The organism is Candidatus Nitrosotenuis uzonensis (assembly GCF_000723185.1).
Taxonomy (GTDB): domain Archaea; phylum Thermoproteota; class Nitrososphaeria; order Nitrososphaerales; family Nitrosopumilaceae; genus Nitrosotenuis; species Nitrosotenuis uzonensis.
In genome coordinates this window covers 26213-43376 of sequence record NZ_CBTY010000009.1, presented here as the reverse complement: position 1 = coordinate 43376, position 17164 = coordinate 26213, and the positions used below count along the sequence as shown (strand labels likewise).

21 protein-coding genes are annotated in these 17164 nt (G+C 37.5%); 9 read left to right on the top strand and 12 right to left on the bottom strand.

Annotated features, from left to right (window positions below; all coding sequences use genetic code 11):
- The first annotated feature begins 3 nt into the window (after positions 1-3).
- On the top strand, positions 4-324 hold the full coding sequence (locus NITUZ_RS05380) for a cupin domain-containing protein (RefSeq protein ID WP_048196903.1): 321 nt from the start codon (positions 4-6) through the stop codon (positions 322-324).
- Here NITUZ_RS05380 and purN read toward each other — a convergent pair.
- A complete protein-coding gene (gene purN / locus NITUZ_RS05375) occupies positions 305-934 on the bottom strand; it encodes a phosphoribosylglycinamide formyltransferase (RefSeq protein WP_048196221.1) in 630 nt (209 codons plus the stop codon). The genes NITUZ_RS05380 and purN overlap by 20 nt on opposite strands.
- Before the next feature lie 23 nt (positions 935-957).
- Positions 958-1965: a sensor histidine kinase gene (locus tag NITUZ_RS05370; RefSeq protein WP_052370099.1), complete on the bottom strand. Its 1008-nt coding sequence runs from the start codon at positions 1963-1965 to the stop codon at positions 958-960.
- Between the two features lie 126 nt (positions 1966-2091).
- Between NITUZ_RS05370 and NITUZ_RS05365 the strand changes: the two genes are divergently transcribed.
- From NITUZ_RS05365 to NITUZ_RS09990, 3 genes are all read left to right on the top strand, one after another.
- Positions 2092-2376: a hypothetical protein gene (locus tag NITUZ_RS05365; protein WP_048196218.1), complete on the top strand. Its 285-nt coding sequence runs from the start codon at positions 2092-2094 to the stop codon at positions 2374-2376.
- A 2-nt stretch (positions 2377-2378) separates the two neighbouring features.
- Positions 2379-3161: a hypothetical protein gene (locus NITUZ_RS09680; RefSeq protein WP_052370098.1), complete on the top strand. Its 783-nt coding sequence runs from the start codon at positions 2379-2381 to the stop codon at positions 3159-3161.
- Positions 3162-3239: 78 nt separating this feature from the next.
- Positions 3240-3404, top strand: coding sequence for a hypothetical protein (locus NITUZ_RS09990; RefSeq protein ID WP_155991389.1), 165 nt, complete (start codon positions 3240-3242; stop codon positions 3402-3404).
- Here NITUZ_RS09990 and NITUZ_RS05355 read toward each other — a convergent pair.
- Both NITUZ_RS05355 and NITUZ_RS05350 read right to left on the bottom strand, forming a co-directional pair.
- Positions 3401-3754, bottom strand: a complete 354-nt coding sequence (locus NITUZ_RS05355; RefSeq protein WP_048196216.1) for a response regulator transcription factor — start codon at positions 3752-3754, stop codon at positions 3401-3403. The genes NITUZ_RS09990 and NITUZ_RS05355 overlap by 4 nt on opposite strands.
- A 1-nt stretch (position 3755) precedes the next feature.
- Positions 3756-4259: a HEAT repeat domain-containing protein gene (locus NITUZ_RS05350; RefSeq protein ID WP_048196214.1), complete on the bottom strand. Its 504-nt coding sequence runs from the start codon at positions 4257-4259 to the stop codon at positions 3756-3758.
- A gap of 81 nt (positions 4260-4340) precedes the next feature.
- Here NITUZ_RS05350 and NITUZ_RS05345 point away from each other — a divergent pair, with 81 nt between their 5' ends.
- The 3 genes from NITUZ_RS05345 (at position 4341) to NITUZ_RS05335 (ending at position 6917) form a co-directional block, all read left to right on the top strand.
- Positions 4341-4943, top strand: a complete 603-nt coding sequence (locus NITUZ_RS05345; protein WP_048196212.1) for a hypothetical protein — start codon at positions 4341-4343, stop codon at positions 4941-4943.
- A 418-nt stretch (positions 4944-5361) separates the two neighbouring features.
- On the top strand, positions 5362-6324 hold the full coding sequence (locus tag NITUZ_RS05340; protein WP_048196898.1) for an MBL fold metallo-hydrolase RNA specificity domain-containing protein: 963 nt from the start codon (positions 5362-5364) through the stop codon (positions 6322-6324).
- Between the two features lie 38 nt (positions 6325-6362).
- Entirely contained in the window at positions 6363-6917 is a 555-nt protein-coding gene (locus tag NITUZ_RS05335; RefSeq protein ID WP_048196205.1) for a hemerythrin domain-containing protein, read from the top strand.
- Between the two features lie 27 nt (positions 6918-6944).
- Here NITUZ_RS05335 and NITUZ_RS10280 read toward each other — a convergent pair whose 3' ends face one another.
- Complete coding sequence (locus NITUZ_RS10280; RefSeq protein ID WP_244443824.1) at positions 6945-7247, bottom strand: cupredoxin domain-containing protein; 303 nt, start codon at positions 7245-7247, stop codon at positions 6945-6947.
- On the opposite strand from NITUZ_RS10280, the gene NITUZ_RS10275 reads away from it, so the two are divergent.
- Positions 7237-7434 (top strand): hypothetical protein, encoded by a 198-nt coding sequence (locus tag NITUZ_RS10275; RefSeq protein ID WP_244443823.1) that lies wholly within the window; start codon positions 7237-7239, stop codon positions 7432-7434. The two genes, NITUZ_RS10280 and NITUZ_RS10275, sit on opposite strands and share 11 nt — an antisense overlap.
- 178 nt (positions 7435-7612) lie before the next feature.
- A complete protein-coding gene (locus NITUZ_RS05325) occupies positions 7613-8914 on the top strand; it encodes an ArsB/NhaD family transporter (RefSeq protein ID WP_048196896.1) in 1302 nt (433 codons plus the stop codon).
- Here NITUZ_RS05325 and NITUZ_RS05320 read toward each other — a convergent pair.
- From NITUZ_RS05320 to uvrB, 7 genes are all read right to left on the bottom strand, one after another.
- Entirely contained in the window at positions 8905-9468 is a 564-nt protein-coding gene (locus NITUZ_RS05320; protein ID WP_155991387.1) for a hypothetical protein, read from the bottom strand. The genes NITUZ_RS05325 and NITUZ_RS05320 overlap by 10 nt on opposite strands.
- 485 nt (positions 9469-9953) lie before the next feature.
- Positions 9954-10202, bottom strand: coding sequence for an Lrp/AsnC ligand binding domain-containing protein (locus tag NITUZ_RS05310; RefSeq protein WP_048196197.1), 249 nt, complete (start codon positions 10200-10202; stop codon positions 9954-9956).
- Positions 10202-10420 (bottom strand): Lrp/AsnC ligand binding domain-containing protein, encoded by a 219-nt coding sequence (locus NITUZ_RS05305; RefSeq protein WP_052370096.1) that lies wholly within the window; start codon positions 10418-10420, stop codon positions 10202-10204. The genes NITUZ_RS05310 and NITUZ_RS05305 overlap by 1 nt, the downstream gene beginning before the upstream one ends.
- Positions 10421-10453: 33 nt before the next feature.
- The gene (locus NITUZ_RS05300; protein ID WP_048196193.1) at positions 10454-10693 is read right to left on the bottom strand and encodes an Lrp/AsnC ligand binding domain-containing protein; all 240 of its coding nucleotides are present in this window, start codon (positions 10691-10693) and stop codon (positions 10454-10456) included.
- 126 nt (positions 10694-10819) lie between these two features.
- Positions 10820-12403, bottom strand: coding sequence for an excinuclease ABC subunit UvrC (gene uvrC / locus NITUZ_RS05295; protein WP_048196191.1), 1584 nt, complete (start codon positions 12401-12403; stop codon positions 10820-10822).
- A complete protein-coding gene (gene uvrA, locus NITUZ_RS05290) occupies positions 12400-15213 on the bottom strand; it encodes an excinuclease ABC subunit UvrA (RefSeq protein ID WP_048196189.1) in 2814 nt (937 codons plus the stop codon). Before uvrA ends, uvrC begins: the two co-directional genes overlap by 4 nt.
- Positions 15203-17155: an excinuclease ABC subunit UvrB gene (uvrB, locus tag NITUZ_RS05285; protein ID WP_177309461.1), complete on the bottom strand. Its 1953-nt coding sequence runs from the start codon at positions 17153-17155 to the stop codon at positions 15203-15205. Before uvrB ends, uvrA begins: the two co-directional genes overlap by 11 nt.
- Between the last annotated feature and the right edge of the window lie 9 nt (positions 17156-17164).

The window sequence follows — 17164 nt, the reverse complement described above, 5'->3', positions numbered from 1 at the left end:
AATATGAAACTAGAATTTGACACAAAACAATATATCGGGAAAATCAAAGAATCCAGCAATTATTTTCATACTTTTATCAATAGAGATAATATTGCGGCTGGGATTTTGGTACTCGAACCAGGACAAGAAGACACACAAACACCGCACGACTCTGATGAAATCTACTATGTGGTTCGCGGTGATGGCTTTCTTAGAATAAACAACAAAGAATACCGTGTTTCAGAGGGCATGGCATATTATGTACAAAAGCAAGTACCGCACAAGTTTTTTGGCAACAAGATGGATCTTGTAGTCGTTTATTTTTTCAGCGGTCCTGATTTGTGATTACGGTACGTCTCCCAACAATCTTTACTTTTCCCTCTGCCACAAGTTTAATTGCCTGTGGGTAAATCTTGTGTTCTTTTGCTAGAATTCTTCTTGATAGTGTTTCTTCGGTATCATTATCTCTGACAGGAACTATTGATTGCAAAATTATGGGTCCTGTATCTACGCCTTCATCCACAAAGTGTACCGTGCACCCAGAATATTTTACGCCGTATTCTACTGCCTGTCTTTGAGAGTGTAATCCAGGAAAAGATGGTAGTATTGCAGGATGTATGTTGAGTATCCGGTTCTTGTATTTTCTGATGAATTCGGGGCTAATTATTCTCATAAATCCTGCAAGGCATACAAGTCCGTCCTTTTCAGTAACGCCATACTTGTATAATATTTTGATTATCCTTTGGTCATACTCCCAGCGTGTGCCTGAAAATCCTCTACTTTCGACTGTTTCTGTACTGACTCCTAATTTTTGAGCTATTTCAAGCCCGACGGCATTTGGATTATTTGAAATTACAACCGCAGGTTTTATGGGAATTTTCTGTTTTTTGACTGCTTTTAAAATGGCCTCCATATTGCTTCCCCGCCCAGAAATCAAAATTCCAAGATTCATCAAAAACTCTGCTCATACCTGTAATATCACTGTTTTATGCCTTCAGTCTTGGGGAGTTTGACTGTAAACACAGTACCTTTTCCTACTATACTTGAGCAGTCTATGTTCCCACCGTGGTTCTCTATTATAGCTTTGCAACTTGCTAGACCAAGACCTGTGCCAGTCTGCTTTGTTGTAAATAATGGCTCAAAAATGTGCGACAAATTATCCTTTTCAATACCGTGTCCATTATCGATTATATCTATTGCAGTAAAATATTCATTGTCGGACGCTTGAATCATAACTTTTCCTTTTTTCTCTATTGCCTGTATGGAATTCAAGATAAGATTTGAAAAAACTATTTCAAGCTGTTTTGGATCTCCATATAACATAACATCTTCATCAGGAAGTATGATTTTGATGTACTCAGGTATCTTAAGATCATTGAGGACGTTTTTTAGTATGCTCAAAAGTGATACATATTCAGCTTGCAGATTACTGGTCCTGACATAATTGAGGACATCCTTTATCTGCTGTGTCATTTTGGTTACTGCTCGTTCAATTTTCTCATAATGATCTTTGGTTTTTACATCCAAATTTGGCTGTTGTATCTTTAGAATTTCTACTGTATTCTTAATTATGGTGAGGGGATTTTGTAAATCATGTGCAAGTCTTGATGCCATTTCGCCTACAGTATGAAGTTTGTCCTTCTTTAACGACATACCGCTCTCATCTTGTTGGTTTGGCTGCTTAGTTTCTTTGACATTTTCCTGCATCGATTCTTCATGGGCGTTTTTTAACAGCCGCTCGGCATCTTCTCGTGCGATTCTTATCATACGCTCGGCGTCTTCATGGGCGTTTTTTAACAGCCGCTCGGCATCTTCTCGTGCGATTCTTATCATACGCTCGGCGTCTTCATGGGCGTTTTTTAACAGCCGCTCGGCATCTTCTCGTGCGATTCTTATCATACGCTCGGCGTCTTCATGGGCGTTTTTTAACAGCCGCTCGGCATCATTAACACTCTTCTTTTTATGCCCACTTTCTTCATAATGCATACAATACTATGTTATTCGTTAGATTATTTGAGTTCGTTTGTACTATACAAACAGTACAAGTTTGAACCAATCGCATGAGTCAAAATCGACACTCATTAATTATACTGGAATAAACAAGTAATATCTATGGATATAGATGATGTTCAAATAAAGAAGGCTTTGGTGGCCTTTTCTATAGAAAAGGCATTACTTGAAATGGGCGAACCAGTATTTCAAAAGGTAACTGAAATACTAAAGAACGACTACAATTGCTATGTCCCTGATTGTTACGACCATCCAGAATATCTAAAAAGGGTTCTTGCTGATCTGTATGGGAATGCACATACTGCGATAATCTCGTCAATTAAAGAGAGTCTTAGGGAATTCTCCCATCAAACTCCTGTTCAAAAATTCCTTGTCGCATTGGAATAACAATGCAGACCGTATTTGATACTCTTTTTGAAAAAAAATATCTTATAGCGTCACTTGTTACGTGCACTGCATTAGTTCTTCTTTCTAATTATCTTGGAGTCGAATCTGCAATAATTATTGGGAATCTACTTTACATTCCGACATCTGGGACTCTCCTAATTCTGGCAATATTGATGCTAGTCCGTTTTGGAACGTCTGGATATCATGGAGTTGCATGGTTTGCTTTTGCATGTTATTCGGTATCCTGGTTTGTGGCAGAAATGCTCTGGATAGTACAGGAATTGTATCTTAACATCGATCCGTTCCCATCAGCAGCAGATATTTTCTATATTATTGGGTATCCGTTTCTTTTAATGTTCTTTGTTGCATACCTGCAGCCCGTTAAGGTGAATATAACAAAAAAAATGTTTGCGACGTCGACTGTCTTTGCAGTTGGCATACTGGTACTTGGACTATATCTGACGCTTGGACATGGAACTACTGACGATCTCTTTATGATGGTCATAGCTACGGCGTATCCTGCTTTTGATTCGATGATAATAATACCGGCATTGTTAGGAGTAGGGCTATTTTTCAAAGGAAAGGTCAATCTTATGTGGACTTTGATTTGTTTTGGTGCAATTTGCGTTTTTACTGCAGATACTGCATTCTTACTTGGGCAAAATGATGATACCTATTATACTGGAAATCCACTGGAAATTCCATTCTACTGGAATTACATTCTACTTTCATTTGGCGTTTATAGCCATCTTGGGCTTTTCAGGAAAGAGAGTTATTCTAGGTAGCTGGCACGCGCGTTTTTCTGAATTGTTTCCAAATTTGGTAGGGAGTTTTTTTATACAAAGGGTGCTGATTACTGCCAATTGACTCAAACCGAAGAAAAAATAACTATGATGCGAGATCCGCTTTTTGTGATTAGCGCGTCTATTCAAATAATAAAACAACGCAAATCTGACGAACAGATTGACATGGAAATAAAGAGAATTCAATCCGCATTGGATAAAATAGGAAAAATAATGCAGGTTTAGATGGTACTTAGCAGCTGGTTTATTCTTTCCATATCGTAGGGCTTGATGAATATCTCTGTAGGTTTTAAGATCTCTAGCCTCTTTGCAGTATGCTCGCGCAGATCTGCAGTTACAACTACTATTTTGGAATCTTGATTTATCTTGCGTATGTTCTCTAATGCGTAAAAACCATCATATTCTGGCATCATCAAGTCTAGAAATACGATGTCCGGCATATGAGTTTTGTATAGCTGCACAGCTTCTTTTCCATTATATCCCCTTCCTAATATCGTGACATTTTTTATTCGTAAATAGTCGCAGAACACGTCCACCGTATCTACATCGTCATCAACTACGATTGCAGTAACCATTTTAGATGATTGAGGAAGGCTTGTAGTCACCTGACTCTTGCATACGTTTTAATCTCTTTATCACAAATGCCGCAGTCTGTCTTACGTCTTCGTTTGGATCGTTAAGGGCGTCATTGATAAGTCCTATTGCTTCTGTAGCCCGCATCAAACCGAGCGATTCTAGCGCCTCATGCTTTGTAAGGCCACTTTCATCGTTTAATGCTGAATTGATAAGGTGCGGAATCTTGCTTCTCATGTTCCTTGCTGCAATCTGGTAACATGCTTCATGTTTTACCACATTGTTATCATCGTTTTCTAGTATCCATCCCATCAAATCTGCCACCTGATTAAAAATGGGATCCTTGTCATTTCGATTTTCAGCAATTTCACCAGCAAGCCATGTGGCATCCCAGCGTTTTGATTCATCTTGGTCGTTTTTGATAATCCTCTCACATTGTGCTAATCTCTCAGCTACAGGTAACTGTCTAATATTGTCATCATCAAAAATGAGAAGCGCCAATACCATATTTGGAAACGTGTTTATGCTATTAAACTCTTATGCCCAATGATGGAAATGGTAATATAGTATGATGGGAAGAATAGATATATGTCTGGTCTTGACCGGCTTCTGGCAAAGTCCCTTGACACCACTATCAGGGAGAATCTTGGCGAAAAAACAGTACAAAAAATTGAAGCCAGACTATTTGAAAAATATGGGCTGTCTCTTACCCAGTCAATAGAGCAATTCCAAAAACTTGATGCTGTATTAAGAGAATTTTTCGGTGCTGGCGCAGATGGAATTGAGCAAAAGTTCTTCAAAAGTGCGTGTGACATCAAGCTTATCGACGGCGACAAATGGGTTACTATAGAAAATCAAAAACTTACTGAAATAATCTTGGATTCATTTGGTGATGATGACAAAAAAAACATACTGACTACCTTGAATGGCGAATCGATGATTATATCTCAGATAATAGAATCATGTCGTATGCCACAAACGTCTGGGTATAGAAAGATAAACGCACTCATAAACGATGGCCTGCTTACTATGGATGGTTACGTGTCTATGCCTGATGGCAAAAAAGTTTCAAAATACAGAACCATATTTGATAACGTAAAAATCGATATAGTCAAGAACAAAATAACAATTTCAATCCATCTGGCAAACCACGATTATGAGGCCAGTACTGTCCTTGCTACTTGCACATAATGCAATTCTGATATTTAAGATGTCTTCTGTATGTTTGCTCATTAAATGAACGTTAAGAATTCGTATTGTTATTCTAAAGATTTTTTGCAAAATTGATTCAAACGGCTATTTTTCCAAACAAATATTCAGGGAATTAACGATCGACATTAAATATTTTGAACTCGTATATCAGACGATTCGAAAATGTAAGGGAAAATAGAGTGTCCAGCGGCGTCGCTTGCCGGGTACAAGTCAACCTTGTATTCTCTTACACCAAGACACAATGGTGTCGATTCGAATCCCGGAACGAGACGACGGGACACTCTGCATCCTTTTTTCTTTGATTTCTACAAAAATCGTTTTCCTTCTAGTCAACATTCGGTTAAACCTGTGGCTTAAATCACCTGTTTATTGTCTGAGATATAGCTTGAAGATCAGAATGACAAAAAACGGTATTACTTGCATTTCTGACGGTAAAACTGTTAATATTGATCCCAAAACTGCTTTGTCGGGTTCAATTAATTTTGTATCGCATGCTCATTCTGATCACCTTCCCAGCCGTAGTGATGGTGTGGTTCTCACTACACTGGAGACAAGGGAAATTGCAACACTGAGAGGAAAAGATCTCTCAAATCACGTGGAATATCTTGATGAATTCGGCCTTTATGATTCTGGACATATACTAGGATCAAGAGGATTGCTCTTTGAAGATCTATTTTATACTGGCGATATATGCACGCGTCATAGAGGTTTTCTGAAGGGAGCGACAATCCCAAAATGTAAAGTTCTCATAACCGAATGCACGTTTGGCAGGCCCGAATTTATCTTTCCTAGTTTGGATGAGATTTTAAAAAAAGTAAATGAGTTGATTTCTGAACTATATCACAAAGGCCGCCCTGTCTTGCTTTTGGGGTATCCGTTAGGCAAAGCACAAACCATCACTCATTTGTTTGGTCATTGGGAACCGCTTTATTATCATGATTCTGTGAAACAGATGAACGATCTTCATCGCAAGCTTGGCGTATCACTAAAAGATGGTATTGGCCATACAGATGCGCAAAACAAAGGACTGCTTGATAAAAAGCCTTGGGTAATGGTATGCCCAATGATGTCTGATAACGCCACCTTTGTAAAAGACATGAAGTCAAGATATGGAGCAGTAACAATAGGCTTTTCTGGATGGGCTAAATCTCAAAGCATGCCATTTGCAAGAAATAACGACTACGCAGTACCACTTTCAGATCATTGTGATTATAATGAACTGATTGATCTAGTGAAGAGATCTGGAGCAGAAAAGATCTATACGGTACATGGTTTTGTTACCGAGTTTGCCTCTGATCTAGTCAAAATGGGTTATGATGCCAAGCCTTTGAGCGAGAATAGCCTTGATAATTTCATTTGAATCAAAAATTTAAATGAGAACTAGTCTGCTTTTCAATAGTGTCCACTGAGTCATTAAGAAAAGATCATCTGTTAATAGAGAAGGTACTTAAATCAATGCAAGTTACATTGGAACTCTTGAGATCTGGTAAGAAGATACCTGAGAGCATACTTGTACCTGTCGTTGATTTTTCTAAGAACTTTACCGATGTGTGTCATCATGGCAAAGAGGAAGAATCGCTTTTTCCCGCCTTGGAAAGAGCTGGAATGCCGCGCCATATGGGACCGATTGCAGTAATGCTGATGGAACATCAAGTGACAAAACAGATAGTCCAAAGAATGGATGCGTCATCTAAAGAATACCTAAGGTCTGGTTCTTCTGAACAACTCGTACATGACATATCTGATTACATAGAGCATGTTTCAGCACATCTTTGGAAAGAAAACAATCGTCTGTTTGTGATGGCAGAGATGCGATTACAGGGATTAACAGAAGAAATCACTGCTCAACTCGATGATGTGGAGTCTAAAAAACTAATTCAATTAGGAAAAACACGTGCAGATTATGAAAAAATGACGGATGATCTTGAACAGAACATTTCGAAACTAAATTAAAAAAACTAAAAAATTTGATTTGTGGATTTATTCCACTATTACTTTACCTGTCATCCATGGGTGGACGATACAGAAGTAGTCGTACTCACCTGCTTCATCAAAGGTATGCTCGAATGTCTTGCCGGCCATGAATATGCTGCTGTCAAACACTCCATCTGGTCCACCTGCGTTGATATTCCCACTTGTTACTGTGTGTGCTGCGGTGTCATCGTTTGTCCACGTTACGGTGCCACCTATTCCTATTGTTACTTCAGCTGGTATGTAGCATTCGTTTGTAGCTTCACAACCTGGTACTGATGACCCACTTGGTATTGACACCTTGGCAGACATTGCTGGTGCCGGAGCTGGAGCTGGCGTTGGTGCCGGAGCTGGAGCTGGCGTTGGTGCCGGAGCTGGAGCTGGCGTTGGTGCCGGAGCTGGAGCTGGCGTTGGTGCCGGAGCTGGAGCTGGCGTTGGTGCCGGAGCTGGAGCTGGCGTTGGTGCCGGAGCTGGAGCTGGCTGGACTAAAGTAGTCTGACTCATTCCAGCAAATGACATTGCAACTGCCACTAACGCAACAGTGAATCCTATTGAAAAAGCGATGCCGAATTTATCTGCGGCTGTCATGCCGCTTGTGGCATTTAAACGGTAAATAAAGCTAATTGCATTTTTTACCTGTCAATACCCAAATTATGGTCACTTGTCATCAAAAATCAATGTTATCTGTAGATTCCAGCGTTCCGGCATTCATTCTCTTCGGACTTGTGTATGGCCTTATAATAACCCGTAATGTACGTGGAATTCGACTACCTATATGGGCAATAATGTCTATAGGCGCACTACTGTCTTTGATGTTACAACTTATCACATTTGAGCAGGCCCTTAAGGCAATAAATTTTGAAATTATTTTTTTTCTTTTTGGAATGTTTGTGTTAGTATCTGGATTGGAATCATCAGGTTTGCTCAAATATATTACAATCAAAATTCTCGAACGTGCAAGAACTCCAAATAGAATACTTGGATTCATTCTCTTGATTCTAGGATTATTATCTGCATTTCTTATCAACGATACAATTGCTCTTGTGGCCACTCCAATAGTTATAGGACTTGCCACTCAAATGAAGATTAGACCTGTGCCGCTTTTGATAACCCTTGCTTTTGGAGTAACGATAGGCAGTATGCTGACTCCTATTGGAAATCCACAAAATCTTCTTGTTTCTCTGAATAGTGGCATGGATAATCCTTTTTTGAACTTTATGTTCTATCTTGGCGTTCCAACTTTCGCATGTCTTGCAGTAACGTATCTGATATTATCAAAGTTTTATAAAAAAGAATTTGATAATTCTATGATCCCGCCTAGTCTAACATCTGAAAATATAATAGAAAATCCAACATTAGCAAGAATTTCTTTGATTATAACATTGTCTGTAATAGCAGGATTCTTTTTGATCGGATTTATCAAAACAATTGGGGTTGATACTGACATCAATTTTAGTTATCCTGCACTTGTAGGTGGCTTGTTACTCCTAGTAATTACTAAACAACGAAAGAAGATATTTTTACAAATTAATTGGAAAATAATTGCTTTTTTTGTCTCAATGTTCATTTTTATGGCTGCAATGTGGAACGGCAAAGTAATAGACGTCTTTGCATCAGTGTTTCCAACATTAACCTCATCAGACGAACTGGCCGCAATTTTTGCCATTATTTCCACGAGTGCAGGTCTGAGTCAAATAATGAGTAACGTCCCATTTGTTGCAGTCTATCTTCAAATAATGCAGAATCTGGGGGTCTCTAGTACGGATACTTTATTGTGGATTGCGCTTGCTTCAGCAAGTACCTTGGCAGGAAATCTGACTATACTTGGAGCTGCTAGTAATATCATAATTTTAGAGGCTGCAGAAAAACACAAAACTGAGGCATTTTCATTCTGGGAATTCTTCAAAATAGGCTCTATTGTGACTGTTGTAACCATGGCTATACTTGGAATGTTTTTACTGTTGTACTCCTATATCTGAAGTGGTTTTATCTTTATTTTATAATTTGGATTCATAATTTTTTTTGTTTTGATTATAAAATTACATAGCTCGTCAAATAACTGCTTAAAATATCTGTATGGATTCTCTGTTGATTCTACAAATATAATGACACGTTCTTTGTCTGCTCGTATAGTGTATTTGAAGTGCAGTTTATTTCGTATTATCTTGATTATGTTTCCGTGCATTGCTTGGTTTCTTAATGTCTGAAGGCGCCAAAGACTACTATTTTTTGTATCCAATTCGTAGTTGTATTCTGGGGTTGAAAAATAATTAGAAATTGTTTCTTTAATTTTTCCCTGTATTCCGTCATCTAGTAAGCGTTTTTTTAATCCGTATATGTAAAAGACATTTTCTTTGTCAAATATTTCAAATCTTGAATTTATCTCTCTTTTTATTACTTCAATTGCGCCTGATGCAAAAAACAAGAATTCCTGTACGTGTAATTCCAGATTGTTTTTTTCTGCAATATTCTTGGGCAATTTTTTTGCTATGTTTGTTAGAACATGATTTGCAGCCGTAATTTTAAAAGTCAACGGATCCACTTTTTGACGCAATTTGCTATTTTCTGGCATATTTGCTGTGTTTTGTTTTGTGCCTTAAAATGTAAACGCATCTTTTAACATCAAATGTATGTCTTCTTTAAAATGATCCTGGTTTTTTACTAGTCGTAAATTTTCAAGCAAAGTCTCTATTATGGTGCATTGGTTTTTTGAAAACTGGTAATAACATTCCAAGACATCTTCACATGATTTTGCATATTTGTATTGAGCCCAAAAATTATCTGACATGATTTGATAGTTGTACAAAAATATGCGAATTGGCTCTTGAACATTCACGGAAGAGTCAAATCTTAGCATATTTGTGAGTAATTCTTCAAGTCTTGAGTCTAAACGTGCTTCATAAATTGCCTTGTATATACTTGCAATCGCCAGAACATTACTTTTGCAAAAAACAAGATAAAACTATCTGCTTACAAATCTAACAAATGTTTGTCAATACTGTATACAAATGAATGATTTTACATTGTTTGCCCCTGCCCCTCAACTACAGTTAGAGTCATGGTACTTATTATGTGCTCAATTTTTCTAATTTTTCCAGTGATTATTTTTTCTAATTCTGAATGTGTATCTGACTCTACCTTACATACTATCTCGTAATAACCGAACACATCATCTGCTGATTTCACTCCTGGCAAGTTTTTCAAATTACGTATGACATAGTATGTTTGATCTGGCTCACAATGAATTATTACGAATGCAGTTGGCATTATTTTGAACCCTCATTCACCATCATGGTAATTGCTGATTCTATATGCTCAATTTTTCTGAGCTTTTCTAAAACTATGTTACGAAGCTCCTCATCTGTTGTAGCTGTGATTTTGCTTACTATGTCATAGACACCAAACACTCCTTGTACTTCATGTGGAAGTTGTGTTTGACTAAGTATTGATTTTATTTTGTTTATTACGTCTAATTCATGTTTCATCTTTGTATTGACTAAAAAATAAGCTGTTGGCAACTATGCCTGTCCTTCTACACCCATCAGCGTTAGTGTAGATCGTATTTTATCAATTTTCCGTATTTTCCAAGTAATTATCTCACGTAATCTTTCCACTGATGCAGTTTCTATTTTTACAAGAATATCATATGCTCCAAACACTCCTCTAACTTCCTTTACTTCGGCTATCTGTTTTACTTGATTTATGACCGTTTGTTCGGAACCGAGCTCACAATTAATTAATACATATGCAACTGCCATTTGAATTCCTCATTAAAATATGTCTTTTCAATTTCATATTGTCAAATAATCACTTTGACGTATTTATCATGGGTTATTAAAAAATTAAAAATTTGTTCAATTACATCTTTATCTATCTTGTATTTGTTAATCTGATCTTGGAATACGTAGCGCACGATTGTATGCAAGACCAAACCTATGTGCTTCATCCCTTGCAAATTGCAAAATTTTTAGTGCTCGTTTTGTTTTTTCGATCATAATGGGCTCTCTACTTTTTGGTATGAATATCAATTCATCTTCTTTTGCGAGAGATATGCATGGTAAATGTAGTCCTAGCTCTGTCAGTGCTGTTACTGCTGCGTTTAATTGACCCTTGCCGCCATCTATTAATACCAAATCTGGCATCTGGAATTTTTCTTCATCAAGTCTGAAATATCTTCGCTTTATGATTTCATTAATCATAGCAAAGTCATCTTGACTTTTGACAGTTCTGATTTTGAATTTTCTATATCCATCTTTATTGGGTAATCCATCTACAAATCTAGACATAGAGCCAACAGCATAGTCTCTTCCATGATTTGATATGTCAAAACATTCTATTATTTTTGGTACTTTCGGAAGATTGAGTATTTTTTGTAGTTCTATTAGAGCAGGATCTATACCTTTTGCCTGTAATAATTCGATATTCTTCAGAATAAGGTCTATCATTTCTTTTCTCTTTCCTACAGTTGGAACTTGAATGCTTACTTTGTATCCTGCTCTTTTTGTTAGTAGCTCTTCGAGTATGTTTGCATTATCTGGCATCTCATTAACTATTATGTGAGAAGGAATCTGATTTGTTGTATAATATTGAAATAAAAAGTTTGAAAAAGAATTATCTCCAACAAGATCAAATGAAAATCTATTGCTGTCTCTTATGACGCCATTTATTTTCTTAAAATTCATCACTGTAGCCACTTGCTCGTACGTTAATATGCCAAAATATTCTTCATCTATCATTCTGACGCTTTCCATTTTCTGCCTTGTATTCAAACTTCCAAGTCGGTGTAGCGTATCGCGTATCTCACGTGCACGTTCAAACTGAAGTTTTTCTGATGCTTCACGCATCTCCGCCTCGAGTGTTTTTATATATGCGTGAAGGTCTTTGCCCCTAAGTATTGCTTCTAGATTTGATACATGTTTTTCATATCTTGTTCTGGCTTCTTCAAACTCGCATGGTGCTTCACAATTTCCAAGATGGTACTCAAGACAGGCCTTTTTCGGTAATCGTTTACAAATTCTTATTTTGAATGTTTTTCGCAATGATCCTATTGTTAATAACTTTGAACTTCCTTGAGTAAAAGGGCCAAATATCTTTCCACCCCCCAGAAATCTTCCATTTCTGGTTCTTCTTGCAACAACTAATCTTGGATACTTTTCGTCGCTAAGCCTCAAGTAAGTGTATCTTTGTTGGTCTTTTAATTCTATATTGAAGATGGGTCTGTATTGTTTTATCATATTAGATTCGAGCAAGAATGCCTCACTCTCATTATCTGTTAGAACAAATTCTATGTCTGTTATACGTTCTATGAGTTTTTGTGTTTTGTAATTCTGATTTTTCAAAAAGTATGATCTAACTCGATTTCTGAGACTCTTTGCCTTTCCAATGTAAATTATCTTATTCTCTTTATCCTTCATCAGATAGATGCCTGGATGATCCGGTATGTTTATGCTTTTGATACTAAATGTCAATTTATCAATTTCTTGAGGTATCTGCCTGTGTAGCTTTTAGGATTTTTTGCAACTTCATGCGGTGGACCGGCGGCAATTACACTGCCACCTTTATCCCCTCCCTCTGGACCTAAATCAATTATCCAATCAGAGTTTCTGATTATATCCATATTGTGTTCGATCACCACCACCGTGTTTCCAAGATTTGCTAATCTGTTCAATACGTCTAATAGCTTCTGTACATCCGCAAAATGTAGTCCTGTGGTGGGCTCATCTAGGATGTATAACGTCTTACCAGTATCGCGTTTTGATAGTTCTGATGCAAGCTTGACTCTTTGCGCTTCACCTCCTGAGAGCGTAGTAGATGATTGTCCGAGCTTAATGTAACCAAGCCCGACATCGAATATCGTTTGCAACATTCTCTTAATCGATGGAATGTTTTCAAAAAATGACAGTGCTTCCTCGACTGTCATATCTAATACATCGGCAATGCTCTTGCCCTTGTATAGCACAGATAATGTTTCTGAATTGTATCGTTTACCTTTACATTCATCGCATCTTACATAGACATCTGATAGAAATTGCATCTCGATTTTTTTAACACCGTCTCCCTCACACGCAAAACATCTGCCATCTGCCACATTGAATGAAAACTGGCCTGGCAAATATCCGCGTTCCTTTGCAATTTCTGTATTGGCAAACAGGTCTCGTATGTGTGTAAACACACCAATGTACGTAGCTGGGTTTGATCTTGGCGTTCTGCCTATTGGGGATTGATCTATTGCGATGACCTTGTCAATGTTTTCTGTACCTGATATTCCTGCATGCTTTCCAGGCTTTTCGGTTGTTTTATAAAATTGTGCAGTAAGTGCCTTTAACAGAATTTCGTTCACTAAAGTGGATTTTCCAGAGCCTGAAACGCCTGTAACCGTAACAAGAAGTCCTAGTGGGAATTCTACTGTTATATTTTTTAGATTGTTTTCTGCGGCGCCCTTCACTATTATCTTGCCGCTCTGATTGCGAGTTTTATTCGCTAGTCTTATTAGATTTTTGTCTTTTAGATAATCCCCTGTCACTGACTTGTGGTTGTTTAAGATCTGTTCTACAGTTCCTTCAAAGACAACATTACCGCCGTGAATGCCTGCACCAGGACCCAAATCAATTATCCAATCCGCATTACGTATGACTTCTTCATCGTGTTCTACTACGATAATTGTATTGCCAAGATCCCTTAACTTTATCAACGTCTTTATCAAACGTGCGTTATCTCTCTGATGCAGTCCTATTGTAGGTTCGTCAAGTACATACAATACTCCAGTTAAATTAGAGCCAATTTGAGTTGCAAGTCTTATTCTTTGAGATTCACCTCCAGAAAGTGTACTGCTTTGTCTGTTCAAAGTAAGATAGTTCAATCCTACATTTTTTAGAAATTCTAGTCTTTCTATGATCTCTTTCAAAACATCTTTTGCTATGTATTTTTCAGTTTCCGTTAATTTTATTGTCTTGAAAAAATCATAACATTCATCAATTGACATATCGCATACATCAAAAATCCCAACTCCGTTTATCTTAACTGCTAATGCTTCGGGTTTTAGTTTTCTCCCATTGCATTCGTTACATGGTATGTCGCGCATGAATTGTTTGAGCCAGTCTCTTTTTGATTCGGAATCTGTATCCATAAACAATCTGTGCAGTGTGTTAAGTACGCCTTCAAAAGCGTTAGTATACTCCCAAAAGGAGTCACTTGACTGCGATTCATACTGAAAATGAATTCGTTGATCGGTTCCGTATAGTATTGCATGAATTTGTTCTTTTGTCATTTTGTTGATTGGGGTCATCAAATCGAAGCCAAATTTTTTTCCTACTGCCTTCAGCTCCTGTTTTCTAAATGATGAAAATCTGCCATTCCATGGAACTATCGCTCCATCGAGTATTGACTTGTTTTTATCTGGTATAACAAGATCTGCGTCAAACTCCATCTTTATTCCAAGGCCATGACATGCCTTACATGAGCCAAATGGTGAATTAAAGGAAAATGTCCTTGGCTCTATCTCTCCAATTGTTATCCCACAATATGGACAGGCATTATTCTGCGAGAATATTCTTTCTTCTTTTTCGGATGAAATGAGAACGGAGCCTTTTGCTGCCTTTAGTGCAGTTTGTATCGCTTCAAAAAGCCGCGATTTTTCAGACTTTGATGCGGTCAGCCTATCTACTATTATCTCAATATTGTGCCATTTTTGTCTGTCTAGTGAAGGTATTTCATCTTCCAAGAGTATGATCTGACTGTCTACTCGTGCACGAGAATAACCGTCTTTTTTTATTTGTTCAAAGAGTTTCTCATAAGTTCCTTTTTTTCTTTGAACTAGCGGTGCTAATATCAGAATCTGTCTTTCTGCAAAATCTTTGAAAATTGATTCGCATATTGACTCGATAGACTGGTTTGATATTTTTCTGCCACATTTTGGACAATGTGGAATGCCAATTCTTGCATACAGCAATCTGAGGTAATCATAAATTTCTGTAGTGGTACCAACCGTGGAACGTGGGTTCTTTGAGGTCGTCTTCTGCTGAATTGATATTGCGGGTGAGAGCCCTTCTATAGAATCGACATCAGGCTTATCCATCATTTCCAAAAACTGTCTTGCGTATGCAGACAAAGATTCGACATATCTTCTCTGCCCTTCAGCATATATGGTATCAAACGCAAGAGTGGATTTGCCTGATCCTGATAATCCTGATATTACTACTAGCTTGTTCTTCGGGATATCTAGATTGAGATTTTTTAGATTATGATGTCTTGCGCCGCGGATCTTTAGTCTATCGTGCATTCTTTTTTTCCACCTCTATCTGTATCCTTCGTAGCCTGTCTCTGCACTCTATGGCTCTCTCAAAATCAAGCTCCTCGGCATATTTTTTCATCATGGCTTCGATTTCTATTGCATCTCTATTCAAATCATGCTGGGTCTTGTTCTTTAAATCGTCAAATGACGTAACTTGTTTTGGTATTGACTTTATTATGGTCTTTGGCGTTATCTTGTGTTTTTTATTATACTCTATCTGTTTTGCCCGCCTGCGTTCTGTTTCATCAATTGCAGCTTTCATTGATCTCGTCATAATGTCTGCGTACAGTATGACGGAACCATTGACATTTCTGGCAGCTCTACCAAAAGTTTGGATCAGACTAGTATAGTTTCTTAGAAATCCTTCCTTATCGGCATCAAGTATCGCAACAAGGGAAACTTCAGGAATATCTAGGCCCTCTCTCAACAGATTTATGCCTACTAGAACATCAAATTCGCCTAGTCTTAACTGCCTTATCAATTCTGTTCTTTGCAATCCTTCAATTTCAGAGTGAAGGTATCTTACTTTGATTTCTTTTTTTGAGAAATATTCTGCTAAATCCTCTGCCATTCTTTTTGTAAGTGTTGTTACAAGCACACGCTGATTCTTTTTCACGCGTTCGATGATTTCAGATATGAGATCATCCATTTGATTTTTTGTTGGCTTTACTTGTACTTGTGGATCTATAAGTCCTGTGGGTCTGACTAGCTGTTCGACAATCTGCGATGATTTTTCTTTTTCATATTCTGATGGTGTAGCTGAAACAAAAATACAGTTTTGAATATATTGTTCAAATTCTTCAAACTTTAGTGGTCTATTGTCAAAAGCACTTGGTAGTCTGAAACCATACTCTACGAGAGATTTTTTTCTAGTATAGTCGCCCCCATACATGGCGTGTAGTTGTGGTATTGTGACATGTGATTCGTCAATTACTAGCAAAAAATCATTTCCGAAAAAATCTAATAAACAAAATGCTTTCTCACCAGGTTTTCTTCCATCAAAATGCCGTGAATAATTTTCAATTCCTGAACAATATCCTAATTCTTCAATCATCTCCAAGTCAAATTTAGTGCGCATTTCCAATCGCTGTCGTTCAAGCTCGTTTAGTTGTGGAAGTCGTTCTTTAAGCTCATCTCTAATTGATTTGATAGCTTTTTGTCTCACATCATTTGCAATTAGATAATGTTTTGCAGGAAATATTTTGATTGACTGTAACTTACGCTTTTCCTTTAATGTTATGTGGTCAAGTACAGTGATCTTTTCTACTTTATCCCCAAACATAGAAATTCTAATGACATCTTCAGAATATGCTGGAATGATATCTATGGTATCTCCTTTCACTCTAAAATTGCCTGGGGCTAATTCAGTATCATTCCGTTCGTACCTGGCATTAATCAGTCTTTTAATTATCTCTGTACGAGAATTCTGATTCTCAATACTTATTGTAGTGGCCATTTCTTCCCAATCTTTTGGTGAGCCAAGTGAATAGATGCAGGAAACTGTTGCAACAATAATTGTAGGCTCGCCAGAAAGAAGCATAGCGGTGGCTTCAAGACGCATTTTCTCGATTTTTTCGTTTATCTGCGTATCTTTTTCTATGTATGTGTCTGTCTGAGGAATGTAGCTTTCTGGCTGATAGTAGTCATAATATGATACAAAATACCCCACGTTGTTTTTTGGGAAGAATTGCTTTAACTCAGAGTATAGCTGTGCCGCAAGGGTCTTGTTATGAGATATGACAAGTGTATTCTTCCCAGTATTTGCGATTGCGTTTGCAATGGTGAACGTCTTGCCACTTCCAGTAACCCCCAACAAGGTCTGTGTCTTGTTTTTTCTTATTCCTTCTACAAGCTTTGATATTGCTTGAGGTTGATCACCAGTGGGCTTGAAGTCTGATTCTAGATAAAATCTATGTATCTGCTGCAACATATACGATCG